The organism is Arthrobacter sp. PvP103 (assembly GCF_017833075.1).
In the GTDB taxonomy this organism is placed as follows: domain Bacteria; phylum Actinomycetota; class Actinomycetes; order Actinomycetales; family Micrococcaceae; genus Arthrobacter.
Window position 1 is genome coordinate 415,240 of record NZ_JAFIBQ010000001.1, and the last position, 20,226, is coordinate 435,465.

The window sequence follows — 20,226 nt, forward strand, 5'->3', positions numbered from 1 at the left end:
GGGTTGAGCTAGTGAACAAGTGGATCATTCAGGATGCGAGGACGGCCCGTACGCTGTTTTGCAACAGCACCGGCACCGCGGTACCACCTCACTTACCGTCGCCGCACCCCCGTTTGAGGGAGCACCGGCGTCGGCCGCTCATTGCTGCTGTGACGGGCTTACCCGTCCGGTTCTACTGCTCCGGGTTCCTGCGCTGCAGGGGTCCGAAGGTTCTTCCGGAAGCTCACCGGTGATGGCCGGGTCGAAGCTGATACTCGATTCTACCCGGAGTTGCGGTGTTCTTCCGTAACCGGGGGCGTGCCTAGACTCGGGCGTATGACTTTCACCGCCCGGGCCGTTGCCGGAGTCCGGCCACGTAGCCGTTGGTCTGCCGTGTGGGCGGTGGCCGCCGTGCTGTTGGCCCTGCCGGTTGCGGTCCTCTCTGTGTTCCGCGCCGTCCCGGTGGAGTGGCCCACCCTGGCCGTCCAGCTCCTGTCCTTCACTCCATGGCTATTGATTCCGGCCGGTGCCGCAGTGCTTCTCGCCATCCCGGGGCGGCGCCGTTTTCTTATCTGGGTGACCGCGGCCCTCGCGGCAGCCCAGGTCTTCTGGCTGTTCCCGCTGGACCACGGCCGGAGCATCACGGAGGCCGGAGGGCCCGCGGCGAAGCTGACGGCCATGACCATCAATTCGGAGTTTGGCCAGGCCGAGGCGGCCGGGATTGTGCGGCTGGTCCGGGAGAACGGCGTGGGGCTGCTGACGGTGCAGGAACATTCGCGGGCACTCGAGGACAGGCTGGCCGCTGCGGGGCTGTCCGGCCTGCTGCCCTACAGGATCAGCTCTCCAACGGACGACGGCGGCGACAGCGCCATCTACTCGGCCCACCGACTGGAAGCCGTGGGCGTCCTGCCTGACACCCCGTTCCACATGCCGATCGTAAGGCTCACGGTGGAAGGCGCCGGAGCGCCGGCGGTCCTGGAGGTGACGAACGTCCATGCGCTTCCGCCGGTGGACGTGCGTGTGGACCAGTGGCGCAGCGACCTGGCTGCCCTCGCCCGACTGTCCGTGCGGCCGGGCAACAGGCTGCTGATCGGTGATTTTAACGCCACGTACGATCACGCCGAGTTCCGCGCGCTGCTCGACGTCGGGCCGGACGGCCGGAAGATGGTCGATGTTGGGACGGCCGCCGGCTTGCGGCTGGAGCCCACCTGGCCGATGGAGGGGCACCGGCTCCCCGGCATTGCCATCGACCACCAGGTCACCAGCCCCGGCATCGCCGCTTCCGGGTATGCGGTCCATCGCGTACCCGGAACCGACCACGCCGCCGTGCTCGCGACGCTGAGCCTGCCGACGGGCCGGTAGTCCCCGGCTCAGCCCTGCTTGCGGATGAGCTTGTAGTTGGCAGCCTGCGCCACGGGCCGGATCACGATCTGGTCAAGGTTGACGTGGTGCGGGGCCATGACAGCGTAGCGGACCACATCGGCCACGTCTCCGGCCGTGAGCGGCTTCTCGACGCCCTGGTACACCTTCCCGGCAGCCTCCTCGTCGCCCAGCCTGTTGAGGGCGAACTCCTCAGTCTGCACCAGGCCCGGAGCCACTTCGATGACCCGGATGTTGTTTTCCACTTCTTCCAGCCGCAGTGCGCCGGTCATGGCGTGCTGGGCGAACTTTGCGGCGTTATAGCCGGCGCCGCCCTCGTAGGCGGCAAGTCCCGCCGTCGAAGTCAGGTTCAGGACCGTCCCTTCCCCGCAGGCCCGCAGCATCGGAAGGAAGGCACGGGTCAGTTTCATGGTGCCCAAGACATTTACGTCGAACATCCATTCCCAGTCCTCGGTTTTGGCGTCCGCGATCCGGTCCGCGCCCCGAGCACCGCCGGCGATGTTGATGAGGGTGTCAATCCCGCCGGCCTGCGTCACCTCGGAGAGGAGGCGTTCCACGTCAGCGTCGTCGACGATGTTCGCCGGAATTGCCGTGGCCCCGGTGGCCTCGGCAAGCGCAGCGAGCCGGTCAGCCCGGCGCGCGACGGCAAAAACGGTCCACCCTTCGGCCCGCAGCGCGCGGACAGTGGCCTCGCCGATGCCTGTGCTTGCTCCTGTAACTACTGCTGCTTTCGTGTGCATTTCCTCAGTCATGGCACCACCCTAGCGTCGCAGGAAGTCGAGCGGCACGCGGTCTTACGGGATGCTACTGCAGGGCGGGGCGCAGGCCGAGGGAAGAGATCATGAAACAATTGCTCCATGGCTGAAGACAATCAGGGTACAGACACGCCCACCACCGCCCCTATCAACGTGCCGGACAAGCCCGCCCTGGAGGGGTTGGAAGCTGCCTTGACGCAGCGCTGGCTTGACGAAGGGACCTATAAGTTCAACCGGGAGACCACCAGGGGGCAGGTCTATTCGATCGACACTCCCCCGCCCACTGCGTCGGGATCCCTGCACGTGGGCCACATGTTCTCCTACACCCAGACCGACGTCCTGGCGCGCTACCAGCGCATGACCGGCAAGAATGTCTTTTACCCGATGGGCTGGGACGACAACGGCCTGCCCACCGAGCGCCGCGTCCAGAACTATTACGGTGTGCGCTGCGATCCGGCCATCCACTACGACGCCGACTACCGCCCGCCGGCTGAGCCCGCCAAGAACCAGCGCGACTTCGATGTCATCTCGCGTCGGAACTTCATCGAGCTGTGCGAGGAGCTCGCCGTTGAGGACGAGAAAGTCTTCGAGAACCTGTTCCAGACCCTTGGCCTGTCCGTTGACTGGGACCTCACCTACCGGACCATCGATGACAAGTCACGGGCCATCTCCCAGCGCGCGTTCCTTGCGAACCTGGCCGCCGGCGACGCCTACATGGCCGAGGCCCCCACATTGTGGGACGTCACCTTCCGCACGGCTGTGGCGCAGGCGGAACTTGAGGACCGCGAGGTCGCAGGCGCCTACTACCGCTACCCGTTCTTCACCGAGGACGGCGAGAAGCTCTTCATTGAGACCACCCGCCCGGAACTGCTGGCAGCCTGCGCCGCCCTGGTGGCAAACCCCGACGACGAGCGGTACCAGCCGCTGTTCGGCAAGAAGGTCACCTCTCCCCTGTTCGGCGTCGAGGTGGAAGTGAAGGCCCACCACCTTGCGAAGGCGGACAAGGGCTCGGGAATCGCCATGGTCTGCACCTTCGGCGACCTCACCGACGTGACCTGGTGGCGCGAACTCCAGCTTCCCACCCGAGCCATTGTGGGCCGCGACGGCCGCATCATCGGTGAGACCCCGGACTGGATCACCACCGAGGAAGGCCGCACAGCCTTCGCGGCTATCGCCGGCAAGACGGTCTTCAGCGCCAAGGAAGCAGTCGTCGAGCAGCTCACCGCTGCCGGACTCCTCGACGGCGAGCCGAAGAAGATCATGCACCCGGTCAACTTCTTCGAAAAGGGCGACAAGCCCCTCGAGGTGGTGACGTCGCGCCAGTGGTACATCCGCAACGGCGGACGTGACGAGGACCGCCGCGAACGCCTGATCGGCCGCGGCAACGAGATTGAGTTCCACCCCGCCTTCATGCGTTCACGCTACGAGAACTGGATCTCCGGACTGAACGGCGACTGGCTCGTGTCCCGCCAGCGCTTCTTCGGCGTCCCCGTGCCGGTCTGGTACCCGCTCGACGCCGACGGCAACCCTGACTATGACGCCCCGGTCCTGCCGACCGACGAACAGCTCCCGGTGGACCCTGCCGCTGACGCCGCACCCGGCTACGAAGAGGCCCAGCGCGATCAGCCCGGCGGCTTCACCGGTGACGCCGATGTCCTCGACACCTGGGCCACGTCCTCGCTGACTCCCCAGATCGTGGGCGGCTGGAGCACGGATGAAGACCTCTTCGCCAAGGTCTACCCGTTTGACGTGCGCCCGCAGGCACACGACATCATCCGGACCTGGCTGTTCTCCACCGCCGTGCGTGCCGATGCGCTGCAGAACACCGCGCCGTGGAAGCACGCGGCCATCTCCGGCTGGATCCTCGATCCGGACCGCAAGAAGATGTCCAAGTCCAAGGGCAACGTGATCGTGCCGACCGATGTCCTGAACGAGTACGGATCGGACGCCGTACGCTACTGGGCAGCCTCGGCGAAGCTCGGGGCGGACACCGCCTACGAGATCGCCCAGATGAAGATCGGCCGCCGCCTGGCCATCAAGCTCCTCAACGCCTCGAAGTTCGTCCTGAACCTCGGTGCAACGGAAAACTCGGTGGTCTCCGCCGACCTGTCGGTGCTCACGAACCCGCTGGACCGCGCCGTGCTGGCGCAGCTCTCGGACGTCGTGGCACAGGCCACCAAGGCCTTTGGGAACTACGACTACGCCCGTGCCCTGCAGATCAGCGAGAGCTTCTTCTGGCAGTTCACGGACGACTACGTTGAACTCATCAAGGACCGGGCCTACGGTGCCGCAGGCGAGGCCGAGCAGGCGTCCGTGCTGGCAGCCCTGGCCACCACCCTTGATACTCTGCTGCGGCTGTTCGCGCCGTTCCTGCCCTTCGCTACCGAAGAGGTCTGGGGCTGGTGGCGCAGCGGCTCGGTGCACCGCGCCGAGTGGCCGGCCGCCCTGGAGGTGTCCGACGGCGACACGACCATGCTCGCGACTGTGGGAATTGCGCTGAGCGGCATCCGCAAGGCCAAATCGGAGGCGAAGGTCAAGCAGCGCACTGAGGTGCTCTCCGCGACGATTACCGCCACGGAGTCGCTCACCACGCAGCTGAAGGCCGGCCTTGCAGACCTGAAGGCAGCCTCCAATGCTCGCGAACTGACCCTTGTGGCAGGCGAAGGAGAACTCACCGTCAGCGACGTTGTGCTGGCCCAGCCGGAAGAAGCGCCGGGCGCCTAGCCCGTCCCCCGGCTACCGGACACACATGAAGCCCCATCAGCGTTCAACGCTGGTGGGGCTTCTGCCTTAGGCGGTCTTACTGTTTTAGGGCAAAGGGGAAGCCCCATCAGCGTTTTGCCGTTGGTGGGGCTTCGACTTTTTCGATTGTCTCGTGACGTCTGTGACAATCTGGCGGAATCCTCGGAATTTCAGGTCTTCCTACCTCGTCACTGGTAGCCAGCTTCTGACTTTGCCGAAGGCTGCGTCAGATGCGTGTCACTGAATCTTTGGTTTCCGTGTCCCGCTTCTTTCGAAGTGGGTAACAACTATTGTTGTCCCACCCGGGGGCATTCGCAAGGGTACCGAAAGAACTACAAGGCAGTAATTCTCACGGCCCGCAGGGGGCCGCCTGGGGGAACGTCAGTTGAATTCGGGACTTTCTGTTCTGCTGCGCTTGATCTCGAAGAAATGCGGGTACGCAGCCAGGGTCACCGCGGCGTCCCACAGGCGTCCAGCTTCTTCGCCCCGGGGAATGCGGGTCAGCACCGGGCCAAAGAATGCCGTGCCGTTGAAGGCCACTACGGGCGTACCCACATCCTGCCCCACGAGGGAGATGCCCTCTTCGTGGCTCGCGCGGAGTTGCGCGTCGAAGGCGTCCGAGGATGCTTCGGCCGCGAGGCCGGGCGGGAGGCCGCACTCCGCCAGCGCCTTGCTGATGACGATGCCGAAATCTTTCTCGCCGCCGTCGTGGATGAGGCTGCCCATTGCGTCGTAGAGGGGCTTGATGACCTGGTCGCCGTGCTGCTCACGGGCGGCGATGATGACGCGTACCGGGCCCCAGGCCTTGTCCATGGCCTCGCGGTACCCCGGGTCCAGCTCGCGGCCCTCATTGAGGACTGCAAGGCTCATCACGTGCCATTCAGTTTGGATATCGCGCACTTCCTCCACCTCGCCCACCCAGCGGGACGTGATCCAGGCAAAGGGGCACAGGGGGTCGAACCAGAAGTCGGCTTTGCTCACGGTGGTTTCAGGCACGGAAATCTCCTCGTAAAGTCGTCAGGGCATGGCGCACTTCAGGCGCACGTCTACCAAGAGCGATGAACTAAGCTGATTTATTCCGCCGCTTCGCCACCACGTCGTGGGCGATCATGGTGGGCGGCGCCTTCTTTGCCACCACATCCGCGGTAATAACAACGCTGGCGATGTCGTCCCTGCTGGGGAGATCAAACATCACGGGGAGGAGCACTTCCTCCATGATGGCGCGGAGCCCGCGGGCGCCGGTGCCCCGTTCCAGGGCCTGGTCGGCGATCACATCCAGCGCGTCGTCGTCAAAGAGCAGCTCCACACCATCCAGCTGGAACATCTTCTGATACTGCTTCACCAGCGCGTTCTTCGGCGTGGACAGAATTTGGATCAGGGCCGGCCGGTCCAAATTGGAGACCGTGGTGATGACGGGAAGGCGGCCGATGAATTCCGGAATCAGCCCGAACTTCAGCAGGTCTTCCGGCATGACCTCGCCGTAGGAGTCGGAGTTGTTCTTGACTTCGTTCAGCGGAGCGCCGAAGCCTATGCCCTTGCGGCCGGAACGGGAACCGATGATGTCCTCGAGCCCGGCGAAGGCCCCCGCGACAATGAACAGCACATTGGTGGTGTCGATCTGGATGAATTCCTGGTGCGGGTGTTTCCGGCCGCCCTGCGGGGGCACCGAGGCCACCGTGCCTTCCAGGATCTTCAGGAGGGCCTGCTGCACGCCCTCGCCGGAGACATCCCGGGTGATGGAAGGGTTTTCGCTCTTTCGGGAGATCTTGTCGATCTCGTCGATGTAGATGATGCCCTGCTCGGCCTTCTTGACGTCGTAGTCAGCGGCCTGGATGAGCTTCAGGAGGATGTTCTCCACGTCCTCGCCCACGTACCCGGCCTCGGTCAGCGCCGTAGCGTCCGCGACGGCAAACGGTACGTTGAGGCGCCGGGCGAGGGTCTGGGCCAGATAGGTCTTACCGCAACCGGTGGGGCCGATCAGGAGGATGTTCGATTTGGCGATCTCGACGTCGTCGTGATGGACGCCTTCGGCGAGGCTGCCGCTCTTCGGGGCGTGGCCGGCCTGGATCCGCTTGTAATGGTTGTACACCGCGACGGCGAGGGAACGCTTGGCCGGTTCCTGGCCGATGACGTATTCCTGCAGGAAATCGAAGATTTCGCGCGGCTTGGGCAGTTCGAAGCTGCCAAGGTCCGCTACTTCCGCGAGTTCCTCTTCAATGATCTCGTTGCAGAGCTCAATGCACTCGTCGCAGATGTAGACGCCGGGCCCGGCAATGAGCTTTCGCACCTGCTTCTGGCTCTTTCCGCAGAAAGAGCACTTCAGCAGATCCGTGCTCTCGCCAATCCGAGCCATATGTGAACCCCTTAGTATCCTGCTGCTACCGCAGCACTGCACCGGTTGCTGGAATCACGGTGGGTCCGGGAGGTCCGGCCGTGACATCTTCCACTCTAGGTCACATTCGGCCTGAGAGGTGGAACCTTACGCGTTGAAAGCGAAAGCCGGTGCGGTCCATTTTTCATGAACCGCACCGGCTCCGCATGTCGTGCTGATTACCTGCTGATAGCCTGCGGCTTGATCTTGCGGGAATCAAGGACCTGGTCGATGAGTCCGTAGGACTGCGCCTCTGCGGCGGTCAGGATCTTGTCCCGCTCGATGTCGTTGTTGACCTGCTCAGACGTCCGGCCCGAGTGCTTGGCCAGCGTGTCTTCGAGCCAGGAGCGCATCCGCATGACTTCCGCGGCCTGGATCTCGAGGTCCGAGGCCTGGCCGCCCTGGCCGCCGGACAGTGCCGGCTGGTGGATCAATACGCGGGCGTTGGGCAGTGCCAGGCGCTTGCCCGGCGTACCGGCCGCCAGCAGGACGGCTGCGGCGCTTGCAGCCTGGCCCAGGCACACCGTTTGGATCTCGGGACGGATGTACTGCATGGTGTCGTAGATCGCCGTCATGGCGGTGAAGGAGCCGCCCGGAGAGTTGATGTACAGCGTGATGTCGCGGTCCGGGTCCGTGGACTCCAGCACCAGCAGCTGCGCCATGACGTCGTCGGCGGAGGCGTCGTCCACCTGCACACCGAGGAAGATGATCCGGTCCTCAAAAAGCTTGGTGTACGGGTCCTGGCGCTTGAAGCCGTAAGGGGTACGCTCCTCGAACTGCGGCAGCACGTAGCGGCTGGTGGGCAGGTTCCCGGCAGACGATCCGAAATTGTAGTTCATGTTCATTTCTCCTGGAATCATTTCTGTCTACCCCGGTTACTTTTCCGAGCCGCTGGCGTTTTGAGTTCCGCCGCCGCCGGCCACAGATCCCGCGTGCGCGGCGATCTTGTCGAAGAAGCCGTACTCAAGGGCTTCGGGGGCCGTGAACCACTTGTCGCGGTCGTTGTCCTTGAGGATGGTTTCCACGGTCTGGCCGGTCTGGTCGGCGGTGAGTTCCGCCATGACCTTCTTCATGTGCAGGATGAGTTCAGCCTGGATTTTGATGTCCGAGGCCGTACCGCCGATGCCGCCGGACGGCTGGTGCATCAGGATACGCGCGTTGGGGGTGGCGTAGCGCTTGCCCTTGGTGCCCGAGGACAGCAGGAACTGGCCCATGGATGCAGCGAGGCCGGTGGCGACGGTGACGACGTCGTTCGGGATGAACTGCATCGTGTCGTAGATGGCCATGCCTGCCGTAACAGAGCCGCCCGGCGAGTTGATGTAAAGGTAGATGTCCTTATCGGGGTTCTCCGCGGACAGCAGCAGCAACTGCGAGCAGATGGCGTTGGCGTTTTCATCGCGGACCTCGGAGCCGAGCCAGATGATTCGCTCTTTCAGCAGGCGGTTGTAGATGTAGTTGTCCTGGGCTGCCGGATCGACAGTAGCCATCCGGGGGGCCCCTGCTTGCTGTGACATATGTACTTACCTCTCGCTGGCGACGGTGACGTCACGGGACGACGTCACTGAAAATCACTACTTGGACACTAACCGGTTTGGCGGCCGTTTTGTTCTCACGGATCGCGCTGTTCGCTGACGGCGCACGATTGCCCGCAACCGCACCGCAGAGCACGACACAGCCGCAATTCCGGGGTTAAACGGCGGAAGCCCCCGGATCAGGGATCCGGGGGCTTCCGTGCAACACGTGCTAGAACTTCACTGCTGCCGGATCGTCGCTCGGCGCAGCTTCTTCGGTGGCAGCTTCGCCTTCAACGGCGTCGCTGTCGACGGCGGGGGCTGCTTCAGCCTCAGCGGCCTCCTCTTCGCCACCGGGGCGGACGAAGTCGCTCAGGTCAACCTTGTTGCCTTCAGAGTCCGTGACCTCGGCCTGGCCCAACACGACGGCCAGTGCCTTGCGGCGGCGAACCTCGGAAACCATCATGGGAACCTGGCCGGACTGATCGATGATCTGGGCGAACTGGTTCGGGTCCATGCCGTACTGGCTGGCAGTGGTGACGATGTAGTCGATCAGCTCGTTCTGGCTGACTCCGACTTCTTCCTTGTCAGCGATGGCGTCAAGGATGATCTCGTTCTGGAAGGCCCGCTCAGTGTTGGCCTTGACCTCGGCGCGGTGCTCTTCGGTGTCGTGCTCGCCGTCGCCGTGGGAATTCTCAGCCTTGAAGTGCTGCTCCAGCTGCTCTTCGACAACCGAAGCGGGAACGGGAACCTCAACGAGCTCAACGAGCTTGTCCAGGACCTTGTCGCGCGCTTCGACACCCTGCTCAACAACCTTGGATTCGGCAGCCTGCTTGGCGAGGTCCTCGCGCAGTTCGGCCAGCGTGTCGAACTCGGATGCCAGCTGGGCGAAGTCGTCGTCAGCCTCGGGAAGCTCGCGCTCCTTGACGGACTTGACCACTACCTTGACCTGGGCAGCTTCGCCGGCGTGGTCACCGCCCACGAGGGTGGTGTCGAAGATGGCGTCCTCATCGGCGCTGAGACCGGTTACAGCCTCGTCCAGGCCTTCGAGCATGGTGCCGGCGCCAACCTGGTAGGACAGGCCGGAAGCCGAATCAACTTCGGCGCCATCGATCGAAGCGGTGATATCGATCGTCAGGAAGTCGCCGTCGGCGGCCGGACGGTCCACGGACTTCAGCGTGCCGAAACGGCCGCGAAGCTCGTCGAGGGCCTTGTCAACGTCCGCCTCGGAGGACTCAGCAGCGGCCACCTCGACCTTGATGCCCGAGTAGTCAGGCAGTTCGATCTCGGGACGGACGTCAACTTCGGCATGGAACTTGAGTTCGCCGTCGGTCGCGGTGGGATCCGGGACCTCGGTGATTTCAACCTCGGGACGGCTCAGCGGGCGGATGCCAGTTTCCTGGACAGCCTCCTGGTACCAGCCGTTGAGGCCTTCATTGATGGCGGTTTCCAGCACGTAGCCGCGGCCAACGCGCTGGTCGATCAGCTTTGCGGGGACCTTGCCCTTGCGGAAGCCAGGGACCTGGATCTGCGAAGCAACAGTCTTGTATGCCTCATCGATGCTGGGCTTCAATTCCTCAAAGGGGACCTCAACATTGAGCTTGACCCGCGTGGGGGTGAGGTTCTCGACAGCGCTCTTCACAGTCTAAGTACTCCTGGTTTTGTGGGATGGGGTTCTGCAAACACAATGATCTGACAAGCTGCAGAGTCGGGGTGACAGGATTTGAACCTGCGACTTCCTGCTCCCAAAGCAGGCGCTCTAGCCAAGCTGAGCTACACCCCGTAAGTGCACAGAACAGTCTACGGTCATAACGGCCGGATATGCACATTTGACACTGGGGCCCTGAATTAGGTTTAGTTATATCCGGCTCGAGCAGCCGACCGGAAGAAATGCACCAACAGCCCCTGCGGATCAGCAGCACGGCCGGATGCCTTTCCACGGGGACGTAGCTTAATGGTAAAGCCTCAGTCTTCCAAACTGATTACGCGGGTTCGATTCCCGTCGTCCCCTCCAGGACAGTCCCGCAGGAACGTTCCGGGGACCACCACGCAGGACAACAAAAGAGCCCCTCTCCGGAGGGGCTCTTTTGTTTCGTCAGGATCCCTGTTGGCACACGGGGCACCAGTAAAGCTTGCGCGCGCCAAGGTCCGTCAGGGCCACCGGCGAACCGCAGATCCGGCAGTCAAGGCCGTGCCGCCGGTAGACGAAGTGGGACTCGCCGGGTGCCGGCAGGCCGGCCGCGGGTTCCGTCCAGTAGCGGGGAGGCGTGGTGATGATCCTGCCGTCGCGGACGCCGTCGGACATCATGGCGACACTGTCCTCCCAGAGACCGCCCGCCGCCTCCGCGTCCAGGGAGCGTCCTGGCAGCCAGGGATCCAGGCCCTGGCGGAAGAGCAGTTCGGCGCGGTAGACGTTCCCGACGCCGGCTATCACCTTCTGGTCCATCAGCAACGCCGCGAGGGGCGTCTTGCGTGCGCGGACACCGGCAACGAAACCGTCCTTGTCCCCGGGAAGGTTCCGCAACGGATCGGGCCCCAGCCGGGCCAGGACAGCGTCGGCCTCGGCCTCCGTGATGGCGTGGCACGTGGTGGCACCCCTGAGGTCCGCCCAGCCGTGGGCGCCTGCAAGGCGGACACGGACGGCGCCCACCGGCGCAGGCGGCCCTGTGTATCCCGGTCCGCCGCCGGCTGCGGGGTCCGTTGCGCCGTCGTCGAACACTTCCCTCTCCCCAACCTTCCGGGGTGCGCCGATGCTGGACGCGCCCCGGAAGGTGGCGTCACCGCCGAAATCCCAAGCGCCATAGAGGCCCAGGTGCACATGCAGGGCGAGCCCGTTGTCGAAATGCAGGAACATGTGCTTCCCGTGGGCCACCGTGCCGAGCAAGGTGCGGGCATCCAGCAGCGCCGCGCCGTCGGCGAACCGGCCCTGCGGACTGGAAACGGCGAGGCGCTGGCCAGCGAAGACGTCCGCGAACTGGCGGGCCAGCCGGTGGACCGAATGCCCCTCAGGCACTAGGCGATAACCTCGCCGGTGTTCTCGTAGGCCGCGATCTTGCCGATGCGGCGCACGTGCCGTTCATCGTTGCTGAATGGTTCCCGCAGGAAGGCTTCGATGATTTCCGTCGCTTCGTCCACGCTGTGCTGCCGGCCGCCGACCGCAACGACGTTGGCATCGTTGTGCTCGCGGGCCAGGGTTGCCGTGGACAGGTTCCAGGCAAGCGCCGCACGGACACCCTTGACCTTATTTGCGGCGATCTGCTCGCCGTTCCCCGAGCCGCCGAGCACGATGCCCAGGGCGTTGATTCCCGCCGCCTGGTCCGCCACGACGGCAAGCGCCGCGTTGATGCAGAAGGACGGGTAATCGTCCAGTGCGTCGTAGACCTTGGGCCCGTGGTCCACCACGGTGTAGCCCTTGGCCGTGAGGTGGGTTACCAGATGGGCGCTGAGCTCCATGCCGGCGTGGTCTGTGGCGATGTGGACGCGCGGGAAGTCGGAAGATGTGGTCACGGCAATGTCCGTTCAGTCATAAGCACCGGTAGGCTTCCGGGCTGCTTCGGGGGTCGGATCCAAGCGTACTAGCCTGCGGGCGCCGGCTGCCTGCCATGAACACTCTGCGGACGCCGGCAGGTGCACCAGGCGTTCGGATCAGGATTGCGGGGGGCTACTTCTCGCCGCGGGCCCGGGCGGCCACGCGGGAGAGTACGGCGGCCACCTTTTCGGCGGAATCGGCGCTGCCGCCGCTGATAGCCATCTTCTTGCCGTCCGCGCGGTTGACCACGACGGCGGGTCCGCTGCTGACCAGCATGGCAGTGGTTCCGCCGTGGTGTCGGTAGCCCCAGCCGCCGTAGTCTGCGGCACGGACAACTGCGGGCGTTGCGGAGGAAATGGCCGACGCCGGGACTTCCATCACGCGGACGAACCCTGCGGCGAATACCCGCAACCCGCTCCGGTCAACGATGACCCTGGCGAAGAGGAAGGCGGCTGCCAGCACCGCCAGCGCCACGAGGAGCGCACCCAGCCACGGGACGGCGATGGAGACCAGGGCTGCCGGAAAGAGCGAGGCGACGCCCAGCATCACAAACACGGAACTGCGCGCATGGACCCACATGTGGACTGAATCCGCCGCCAGCTCAGGGTCGATTTCGCGGTCCAAGGCAGCCCGCACAGCACGGTCATCGTCCACCGACCACCGCTCGTCCGCCTTGAAAACGAAGCCCATGATGACGCCGAGGGGCAGGGCGGCCCCGCTCCCGAGGGCAAGGACAGTCATGTCCACCCGGGCTTCGCGGGCGTCTGTGATTCCCGCCTGGCCCACGAGCACTGCAGCCAGCACCGTGGTGACGAAGAGGCTGACCGTCAGCCCGGCGCCCATCATGAGACGCCGCATGACGGCGGGCCTGCTCAGCGGTACGGCCTGCCCCAGGACTAGCCAGCCCACCAGCACTACGATCAGGCCCCCGAAGGTCACAAAGGCGGAGAACGGCGCAAAACCGGCCGGTCCGGCCTCGGTCCAGCGCACCGCCATGGGGTCCGGCACGTCCGGCCGGATCAAGAGTGCGCAGACTACGAACGCGGCGGCCAGCAGCACGGGGAACACCATCGCGAACCGCAGCGCCCTGGCGTCCACCGAATCCCTGATCTTTCCCATACCCCAACGCTACTCCGCGCCGGCGCCGCGTGATCCACCTAACTTGCCATCGCCCGGCGAAGTGAAAGAATAACTTCACAGTGCCGGCGATGACCGTTGCCGGCCGGCAACCGCAACCCTTTCTGGAGGCCCCACTTTGCCAGGCATGAACCTGACGCGCGCCGAAGCCCGTGAGCGCGCCGACCTCATCTCCGTTGAGTCCTACGACGTCAGCCTGGACCTGACCCGGGGCGACAAAGTCTTCGGCACCACCACGGCCGTGAAGTTCAGTGCGCGGCCCGGGTCCTCCACCTTCATCGACGCGGTAACCCACCAGGTCCTCAGCGTCATGCTCAACGGCGAGGAACTCGACCCCGCGGAAGTGTCCGACGGCGTCCGCATCCAGCTCCCCTACCTCGCCGCGGAAAACGACCTGCTGGTGGTTGCCGAAGCGCCGTACATGAACACCGGCGAAGGGCTCCACCGTTTCGTGGACCCGGTGGACAACGAGGTTTACCTGTACACGCAGTTCGAGGTTCCGGATTCCCGCCGGATGTTCGCAGTGTTCGAGCAGCCCGATCTTAAGGCGAGCTTTACGTTCACCGTCACCGCGCCGTCGCACTGGGACCTGGTGTCCAACTCCCCCACGCCCGTCCCCATCGAAACCATTCCCGGCGAGGACGGCGGCGCCCGCTCCGTCTGGGAATTCGCCGCCACCCCGAGGCTGTCCTCCTACGTCACGGCGCTGGTCGCCGGCCCCTACCAGTCCGTGCGCAGCGAGGTGAAGTGCGCCGACGGGCGCGTCGTTCCGCTGGGCGTATTCGCTCGCAAGTCGCTCATGCAGTACCTGGATGCGGACAACATTTTTGAGCTCACCCGCCAGGGGTTCGAGTTCTTCGAGGCACAGTTCGGCTGCCCCTACCCGTTCGAGAAGTACGACCAGCTCTTCGTTCCCGAGTTCAATGCCGGCGCAATGGAAAACGCCGGCGCCGTGACCATCCTGGAAGGCTACGTGTTCCGCGGCAAGGTCACGGGCGCACAGGTTGAACGCCGTGCCATCACGGTGCTGCACGAGCTCGCACACATGTGGTTCGGGGATCTCGTGACCATGCGCTGGTGGAACGACCTCTGGCTGAACGAATCGTTCGCCGAATACATGTCACACCTGGCCGCCGTCGAGAACACCGAGTTTGACCACGCCTGGACCACGTTCGCCTCGGTGGAGAAGTCCTGGGCCTACCGCCAGGACCAGCTGCCCACCACACACCCGATTTTCGCCGAGATCAACGACCTGCAGGACGTGGAGGTGAACTTCGACGGCATCACGTACGCCAAGGGCGCCTCGGTGCTGCGCCAGCTGGTTGCCTGGGTGGGCCCGGAGCAGTTCATGGCCGGTGTCCGCGAGTACTTCAGCAAGCACGCCTGGCAGAACACCGAGCTCAGCGACCTCATGGTGGAGCTGGAGAAAGCCAGTGGCCGTGACTTGGACCAGTGGGGCAGGCTGTGGCTGGAAACCGCCGGCGTCAACACGCTGACTCCTGACGTGGCGGTGGATTCCGCAGGGGTCATCACGTCCTTCTCCATCGTGCAGTCCGCGGTGGCGGAGCAGCCCACCATCCGGCCGCACCGGCTCGCGGTCGGCTTCTATAACGTCGCCGACGGGCAGCTTGTCCGGGTGCACCGCGAGGAACTGGACGTCGACGGCGAACGCACCGACGTGCCTGCCCTCGCCGGCCTGCAGCAGCCGGACCTTATCCTGCTCAACGACGACGACCTCGCCTATGCCAAGGTCCGGCTCGATCCGAAGTCGCTGGCCACCGCGACGGCCCACCTGAAGGACTTCCGCGAGAGCCTGCCGCGGACGCTCGTCTGGGGCTCCGCCTGGGATGCGGCGCGCGACGGCGAAACACCCGCCCGCGGCTACGTCGAACTGATCCTCGCCAACATCGCCTCCGAATCCGATTCGTCAGTGATCCTGGTCCAGCTTCGCCAGCTGGCCACGACGCTCAGCTACTACGTTGCCGAAGAGCACCGGGAGAAGACGTCCGTGGCCGCAGCGGACACCCTCTGGAACCTTGCCGGTTCCGTCCCGGCGGGATCGGACGCGCAGCTGCAGTTCGTCAAGTCCTTCGCGCTGCTGGCCCGCAGCGACAGCCAGCTGGATACGGTTTCCGCGCTGCTGGACGGCTCGGCGGCACTGGACGGCCTCACCGTCGACCAGGACCTGCGCTGGGAACTGCTGGCGTCGCTGGTGGCAGGCGGCCGGGCCGGCCAGGACCGGATCGACGCCGAACTCGAACAGGACAACACCGCCAACGGCCAGAACGCGGCGGCACTGGCCAAGGCAGCCATCCCCACGGCCGAGGCCAAGGCCGCGGCCTGGGAGTCCATCGTGGTGAAGGGTGAGCTGTCCAACGCCCTCCAGGCATCCGCGGTGGCAGGTTTCACCCGCGTCCTGGATCCTGCGCTGCTGGAGCCTTACACGGAGAAGTATTTCGACGCCGTTCCCGGCATCGTGGCGAACCGCACGCACGCGCTCGCCCAGCAGATCGTCGTCGGGCTTTATCCGGCGCAGCAGACCACCCAGGCCACCGTGGACCGGACGGACGAGTTCCTGGCTTCGCTTCCCGAAGACAGCGCCGCCCTGCGGCGCATGATGCTGGAAAACCGCGACGGCGTTGCCCGCGCGCTGCGGGCCCGCCAGGCTGACGTCGGGTAGTCAACGGCATGAGCCTCGACGAGCACCGCTACGCCGTGACGGTCCGATGGACCGGGAACCGGGGAGACGGAACGTCGACGTACCGGGGGTACTCCCGGGACCACGACATCGAAATCCCCGGGCTTCCGGTCCTCAAGGGTTCCGCGGATCCCACCTTCCACGGCGACAGGACGCGCTACAACCCCGAACAGCTGCTGCTGACCGCCCTGTCGCAATGCCACATGCTTTCGTTCCTGCATGTGGCTGTGAAGCACGGCGTAGTGGTGACGGCCTACGAGGACCGCGCCGAAGGCCTGATGCGGACCAACCGCGACGGCAGCGGCCAGTTCGAGTCCGCCACACTCCGGCCCGAAGTGACCGTTGCTTCAGCCCTGGACCCCGCACTGATGGAGCAGCTGCATGAGGAGGCAAACAAGGTCTGCTTCATTGCCCGGAGCGTGAACTTTCCCGTCCTGCACGAACCCTCCGTGCAGGTGCGGGAAGCCTAGCCGCGGGCTTCCACGAGCCGCTTCTCGGTGTCGGCACTGAGCCCGGCTTTCCTCTCCCGGTCCAGGCCGCGGCGGCGTTCGTCCTCGAGCGTATCCCGCAGCGTCTCCTGCCACGGCCGCAGGCTGAGGCCGGCTGCCAGCGCGGCGTCGTTGGAGCGTGTGGCGAAACCGTCATGTCCCGGAGGGAGGCAGAGGGGCAGTGAATCGGGGCCTGCCCAGTAACCGACCCCGCGGGCAACCAGCCAGTCTTCCGGGACCGCCAGCATGCGACCGGAATAGTTGGCCGCACGCCTTGCTTCGTCCAGGTAGTCACCGAACCTCACGACGCCTCCCACCGCGTTCAGGGCGCCGGCAATCTTCAGTTCGGCCGCCTTGAGGATCCACGCTGCGAGGTCGCGGACGTCGATGACCTGCGTCGCACCGGAAACTGTGTCCGGAACGATGACCGGCCCTGCGTCACGGGAAAACCGGGCCGGCCAGTAGCCGTACCGGTCCGAACTGTCACCCGGGCCGCCGATCAGCCCCGCCCGGCAGAGGTGGGCCTTCCCGCCGGTAATGGCCATGGCATGGTGCTCAATGGCCGACTTCGCCTCGCCGTAGTTCTCCGGCGCAAAGCCGGTGTCCCGTGTGAGCGGCGGTAACAGGGCCGCGCTCTCATCCGCGCCGGGCACCGAATGGTCGGCGTAGACAGAGCAGCTGGACACCACGGTCCAGTGCGCTGCCGCGGGCGCCAGGGCCTCGAGTGCGTCCTTGGCCTGCTCCGGATCACGGGCCACGTCAATGACGGCGTCCCAGTCTCCTGCTGCCTCCGCGTAGGCCGGCAGGCCCGTGGTCCGGTCGGCCCGCAGCCAGGCCGTTCCTTCCGGCGGAGTGGCCGCCGAGCCGCGGGCGAGGCAGGTCACAGCATGGCCCGCGGCGGCTGCCTGCCGGGCAATTTCGGCTGACAGGAATGCGGTGCCGCCAAGAATCAGGATGCGCATGTGGCCACGCTACGGCGCTACTGTTGAAGGTGAAAAGAGTGTTATGCGCCCGGCGAACGCCGGCAGCTCCGGCGAGAGCCGATAAGCAATAAGGAGCATCCCTGCCGATGTACAGCATGTTGTCGATCACCCCGCCCGCCACCCCGGACATGTCCGGAATCAACGCCGCCGGGATCGTGATCAGCATCGGAGTGGGCGTCACAATCTGGCTCGTAGCCTCGTTTGTGATTGCCGGAATCACCAAGAGTGTGGCTGCAGGAACCACGTTCTTCAAAAAGCCGCACTTCCGCTGGGTCGCCCCTGCGCTGCGCGCCCTGGACCACGAACGCCGCGTCCAGCGTGCCAAAACGATCGGATCGCTGCTGAACAGCGTGGCGGGTGTCCTGATCGCCGTGATCACCATCATGTACGTCCTCAAGAACCTGGACGTGGACATCGCGCCGCTACTGACGAGCGTGGGCATCCTGGGTGTCGCCATCGGCTTCGGCGCCCAGCAGCTCATCCGCGACTTTCTAGCCGGCATCTTCATCACGATCGAGGACCAGTACGGCATCGGCGATGTCATCGAGACCAGTGAAGTGGTGGGTACGGTGGAGTCCATGGGCCTGCGCATCACCCGCGTCCGTTCCGAAGACGGCGCCATCTGGTACCTGCGCAACGGCGAAATCCTGCGGGTGGGCAACCGCTCCCAGGGCAACTATGTCGCCCCGGCGGACGAGACCCCGGACGTGTCCGCCCCTGAGACCGCACCCCAGCAGAAGGCCGGAGAATAGAACCATGAGCATGCCAACCCCTGAACCGCGCCAACCGAAGATGCTGATGCAGAACGATCCGTTCTCCCGGACCGGGTACACGGACAACTTCTACGACGCCGTTGGCGGCCACGAGACCTTCGTGAAACTCATTGACGTCTTCTATGACGGCGTAGCCACCGACCCGCTGCTCCGGCCGATGTATCCGGAAGCGGACCTGGGACCGGCGAAACGGCGTTTCCTGATGTTCCTCGAGCAGTACTGGGGAGGCCCCACCACCTACGGCGAGGAACGCGGACACCCCCGGCTGCGCATGCGCCACATGCCGTTCCGCGTCACCCCCGAAGCCAAGGACCGGTGGCTGCACCACATGCGCACGGCGGTTGACGCGCTGGAGCTGCCGCCGCTCTACGAGGGCACTCTGTGGGATTATATGGAGCGCGCGGCACTGTCCATGATCAACAGCCCCTCGGACGCCTGAGCGCGGTCCACCATCCGGTATGGACCCGTCAGCGCCGCTTTTGCCCCGCGGCAAGCGCGGCGCGTCCGTTTCCTGCGGCGTGCACGAGAACGGCGATCGCGAGGAACGCAACGAGCACCTGCGCCGTCGTCGTCAGCGCGGCCGACCAGCCGCCGTCGAGGGTCGGATCGAGGAAGTCGTAAACGTACCAGCCGTCGATCGCTCCTCGGATCCATGAGAAGACGAGGAAGGCGGCAGGGTAGCCAAGCCACGCGAGCGGCCGCCACCACTTTCCGTGGACGGTCTTCGTCACCAGCGCCCAGTCAAGGATGACGAAGAGCGGGGCGAGACGGTGGTGCGCAAGCTGCGGCCAGTACATGTCCCAGCTCCACCACGGCTCGCCCGGCGGCGCGACGAGGACCGCGTAGATGATCCCCGTCATCACCAGGTAAAAAGTGAGAGCGCCGAGCAGGTGGTCCCACCACTCCGGCAGCCGCGCCCGCGGCACGGCGGCGGACGCGATGAGCGCGAGCCCGAGGACAAGGTTCGACTGGACCGTGAATTCGGAGTAGAGCTGTCCGATGTCCACGTCGCTGCCCGGAAGGGTGGCGTCCGTTGTCTTCCGGACGAGGGCGACCAGCACAAAGGCGCCGACCGCAAAGCGGGGCAGGCGGACCCAGGCACGGTCCGGGCGCAGCGCGTCGTTGAAGCCGGCGTGGCGCTCGACCGGAGGAACCAGCATGGTTACACGGCTCATGCGCTCAGTATGGCGGGCCCGTTAGGACCCTTACGAGGGCCTTAAAGCCCCGATCCGGTGCGGGCCAGGACGTGTCCGCGGGACCCGCTGAGCCTGAACCAGCGCCCCGCCCGGTAAAGCTGCTGTTCACCGTCGGCCAGGAAGCCGAGCGTCAGGGCAGCAAACGCGGCACCCAGCGGCAGCCCGGCGGCACCCGGCAATTCCCTGCCCCAGACGGTGGCACGGGCGTTGTTGACGATCAGGGCGCCGGGTTTGTCCGGGATGATGGCAGCGATCTCGGTGATGCCGGCCTCGGCGGCCTGCCGCAGCGTGGCGTCCGGCAGCGCGCCGACTGACTCCCACCCCGTGCGAGGCGCGCCGACGCCGGCCCATGACTCGGTGACGGTCACGGGCGGCAGCGGCAGCTCCACGTCGTTCTCCCCTGCCCTGGCGAGCCGGTCCAGAACCGCCGAGATCGGAACCGTGACGTCGGTGTCCGCCGGCTGGGCCAGGGCCATGGTCCGCAGCCCGAGGATCGTCGGCGTCGCCTCGCCCAACAGCCGGGGCCGCAGCACGCACACGTAGGCGGCAAGCACCGGGCCGGAGGCCTGGAGGCGGATGGCACCGTCGTCGATCGACTTGGCGCGGGTGGCAAAGGTGCGCAAATCTGCGAGGTCGCGGGGATCGGTGAACTGCAGGGGCTGGGTTAGGACGTCAGACACAATA

18 protein-coding genes and 2 tRNA genes are annotated in these 20,226 nt (G+C 65.4%); 7 read left to right on the plus strand and 13 right to left on the minus strand.

Annotation, left to right across the window (positions count from 1 at the left end; translation table 11 throughout):
- The first annotated feature begins 315 nt into the window (after nt 1–315).
- Nucleotides 316–1,341 carry an endonuclease/exonuclease/phosphatase family protein gene (locus tag JOE41_RS01925; RefSeq protein ID WP_209750593.1) on the plus strand — a complete coding sequence of 342 codons (1,026 nt, stop codon included), beginning with the start codon at nt 316–318 and terminating at the stop codon, nt 1,339–1,341.
- A gap of 8 nt (nt 1,342–1,349) precedes the next feature.
- On the opposite strand, the gene JOE41_RS01930 is transcribed toward JOE41_RS01925, so the two are convergent.
- Nucleotides 1,350–2,111 (minus strand): SDR family oxidoreductase, encoded by a 762-nt coding sequence (locus tag JOE41_RS01930; protein ID WP_209750596.1) that lies wholly within the window; start codon nt 2,109–2,111, stop codon nt 1,350–1,352.
- A 105-nt stretch (nt 2,112–2,216) separates the two neighbouring features.
- On the opposite strand from JOE41_RS01930, the gene valS reads away from it, so the two are divergent.
- Nucleotides 2,217–4,838 carry a valine--tRNA ligase gene (valS, locus tag JOE41_RS01935; RefSeq protein ID WP_011692243.1) on the plus strand — a complete coding sequence of 874 codons (2,622 nt, stop codon included), beginning with the start codon at nt 2,217–2,219 and terminating at the stop codon, nt 4,836–4,838.
- A 399-nt stretch (nt 4,839–5,237) separates the two neighbouring features.
- Here the strand turns inward: valS and JOE41_RS01940 are convergent, their stop codons facing one another.
- The 6 genes from JOE41_RS01940 to JOE41_RS01965 all read right to left on the minus strand — a co-directional run bounded on the left by JOE41_RS01940 (nt 5,238) and on the right by JOE41_RS01965 (nt 10,521).
- Nucleotides 5,238–5,852 carry a DSBA oxidoreductase gene (locus JOE41_RS01940; RefSeq protein WP_011692244.1) on the minus strand — a complete coding sequence of 205 codons (615 nt, stop codon included), beginning with the start codon at nt 5,850–5,852 and terminating at the stop codon, nt 5,238–5,240.
- A gap of 67 nt (nt 5,853–5,919) precedes the next feature.
- On the minus strand, nt 5,920–7,209 hold the full coding sequence (gene clpX / locus JOE41_RS01945) for an ATP-dependent Clp protease ATP-binding subunit ClpX (RefSeq protein ID WP_209750599.1): 1,290 nt from the start codon (nt 7,207–7,209) through the stop codon (nt 5,920–5,922).
- A 197-nt stretch (nt 7,210–7,406) separates the two neighbouring features.
- A complete protein-coding gene (locus JOE41_RS01950; protein WP_028268993.1) occupies nt 7,407–8,066 on the minus strand; it encodes an ATP-dependent Clp protease proteolytic subunit in 660 nt (219 codons plus the stop codon).
- A gap of 36 nt (nt 8,067–8,102) precedes the next feature.
- A complete protein-coding gene (locus JOE41_RS01955) occupies nt 8,103–8,714 on the minus strand; it encodes an ATP-dependent Clp protease proteolytic subunit (protein WP_011692247.1) in 612 nt (203 codons plus the stop codon).
- A 256-nt stretch (nt 8,715–8,970) separates the two neighbouring features.
- On the minus strand, nt 8,971–10,380 hold the full coding sequence (tig, locus tag JOE41_RS01960; RefSeq protein WP_011692248.1) for a trigger factor: 1,410 nt from the start codon (nt 10,378–10,380) through the stop codon (nt 8,971–8,973).
- Nucleotides 10,381–10,446: 66 nt separating this feature from the next.
- A tRNA-Pro gene (locus tag JOE41_RS01965) sits at nt 10,447–10,521 on the minus strand.
- 157 nt (nt 10,522–10,678) lie between these two features.
- Here JOE41_RS01965 and JOE41_RS01970 point away from each other — a divergent pair.
- Nucleotides 10,679–10,752 (plus strand) — tRNA-Gly (locus tag JOE41_RS01970).
- A gap of 81 nt (nt 10,753–10,833) precedes the next feature.
- Here the strand turns inward: JOE41_RS01970 and JOE41_RS01975 are convergent.
- From JOE41_RS01975 to JOE41_RS01985, 3 genes are all read right to left on the minus strand, one after another.
- A complete protein-coding gene (locus JOE41_RS01975) occupies nt 10,834–11,751 on the minus strand; it encodes an Fpg/Nei family DNA glycosylase (RefSeq protein ID WP_209750602.1) in 918 nt (305 codons plus the stop codon).
- Entirely contained in the window at nt 11,751–12,245 is a 495-nt protein-coding gene (locus tag JOE41_RS01980) for a ribose-5-phosphate isomerase (RefSeq protein ID WP_011692250.1), read from the minus strand. Before JOE41_RS01980 ends, JOE41_RS01975 begins: the two co-directional genes overlap by 1 nt.
- 154 nt (nt 12,246–12,399) lie before the next feature.
- Entirely contained in the window at nt 12,400–13,386 is a 987-nt protein-coding gene (locus JOE41_RS01985; protein WP_209750604.1) for a hypothetical protein, read from the minus strand.
- A 145-nt stretch (nt 13,387–13,531) separates the two neighbouring features.
- On the opposite strand from JOE41_RS01985, the gene pepN reads away from it, so the two are divergent.
- Together pepN and JOE41_RS01995 are read left to right on the plus strand one after the other, a co-directional pair.
- Nucleotides 13,532–16,084, plus strand: coding sequence for an aminopeptidase N (gene pepN, locus JOE41_RS01990; protein WP_043429835.1), 2,553 nt, complete (start codon nt 13,532–13,534; stop codon nt 16,082–16,084).
- Nucleotides 16,085–16,092: 8 nt separating this feature from the next.
- Nucleotides 16,093–16,572: an OsmC family protein gene (locus JOE41_RS01995; RefSeq protein ID WP_011692253.1), complete on the plus strand. Its 480-nt coding sequence runs from the start codon at nt 16,093–16,095 to the stop codon at nt 16,570–16,572.
- Here JOE41_RS01995 and JOE41_RS02000 read toward each other — a convergent pair.
- Nucleotides 16,569–17,552: an epimerase gene (locus JOE41_RS02000; RefSeq protein WP_011692254.1), complete on the minus strand. Its 984-nt coding sequence runs from the start codon at nt 17,550–17,552 to the stop codon at nt 16,569–16,571. The genes JOE41_RS01995 and JOE41_RS02000 overlap by 4 nt on opposite strands.
- Nucleotides 17,553–17,659: 107 nt before the next feature.
- Here JOE41_RS02000 and JOE41_RS02005 point away from each other — a divergent pair, with 107 nt between their 5' ends.
- Both JOE41_RS02005 and JOE41_RS02010 read left to right on the plus strand, forming a co-directional pair.
- On the plus strand, nt 17,660–18,325 hold the full coding sequence (locus JOE41_RS02005) for a mechanosensitive ion channel family protein (RefSeq protein WP_011692255.1): 666 nt from the start codon (nt 17,660–17,662) through the stop codon (nt 18,323–18,325).
- 4 nt (nt 18,326–18,329) lie between these two features.
- Nucleotides 18,330–18,785, plus strand: a complete 456-nt coding sequence (locus JOE41_RS02010) for a globin (protein WP_280873346.1) — start codon at nt 18,330–18,332, stop codon at nt 18,783–18,785.
- 28 nt (nt 18,786–18,813) lie between these two features.
- On the opposite strand, the gene JOE41_RS02015 is transcribed toward JOE41_RS02010, so the two are convergent.
- Nucleotides 18,814–19,521 carry a Pr6Pr family membrane protein gene (locus JOE41_RS02015; RefSeq protein ID WP_209750606.1) on the minus strand — a complete coding sequence of 236 codons (708 nt, stop codon included), beginning with the start codon at nt 19,519–19,521 and terminating at the stop codon, nt 18,814–18,816.
- A 41-nt stretch (nt 19,522–19,562) separates the two neighbouring features.
- On the minus strand, nt 19,563–20,222 hold the full coding sequence (locus JOE41_RS02020; RefSeq protein WP_209750608.1) for a hypothetical protein: 660 nt from the start codon (nt 20,220–20,222) through the stop codon (nt 19,563–19,565).
- Nucleotides 20,223–20,226: the final 4 nt, after the last annotated feature.

Coding starts and splice junctions, on each gene's coding strand:
- pepN (WP_043429835.1), top strand. CDS start 13,532: ATGAACCTGACGCGCGCCGAAGCCCGTGAGCGCGCCGACCTCATCTCC.
- JOE41_RS02010 (WP_280873346.1), top strand. CDS start 18,330: ATGAGCATGCCAACCCCTGAACCGCGCCAACCGAAGATGCTGATGCAG.
- JOE41_RS02015 (WP_209750606.1), bottom strand. CDS start 19,521: ATGAGCCGTGTAACCATGCTGGTTCCTCCGGTCGAGCGCCACGCCGGC.
- JOE41_RS02000 (WP_011692254.1), bottom strand. CDS start 17,552: ATGCGCATCCTGATTCTTGGCGGCACCGCATTCCTGTCAGCCGAAATT.
- JOE41_RS01985 (WP_209750604.1), bottom strand. CDS start 13,386: ATGGGAAAGATCAGGGATTCGGTGGACGCCAGGGCGCTGCGGTTCGCG.
- JOE41_RS01955 (WP_011692247.1), bottom strand. CDS start 8,714: ATGGCTACTGTCGATCCGGCAGCCCAGGACAACTACATCTACAACCGC.
- valS (WP_011692243.1), top strand. CDS start 2,217: ATGGCTGAAGACAATCAGGGTACAGACACGCCCACCACCGCCCCTATC.
- JOE41_RS01925 (WP_209750593.1), top strand. CDS start 316: ATGACTTTCACCGCCCGGGCCGTTGCCGGAGTCCGGCCACGTAGCCGT.
- JOE41_RS02005 (WP_011692255.1), top strand. CDS start 17,660: ATGTACAGCATGTTGTCGATCACCCCGCCCGCCACCCCGGACATGTCC.
- JOE41_RS01950 (WP_028268993.1), bottom strand. CDS start 8,066: ATGAACTACAATTTCGGATCGTCTGCCGGGAACCTGCCCACCAGCCGC.
- JOE41_RS01995 (WP_011692253.1), top strand. CDS start 16,093: ATGAGCCTCGACGAGCACCGCTACGCCGTGACGGTCCGATGGACCGGG.
- clpX (WP_209750599.1), bottom strand. CDS start 7,209: ATGGCTCGGATTGGCGAGAGCACGGATCTGCTGAAGTGCTCTTTCTGC.
- JOE41_RS01930 (WP_209750596.1), bottom strand. CDS start 2,111: ATGACTGAGGAAATGCACACGAAAGCAGCAGTAGTTACAGGAGCAAGC.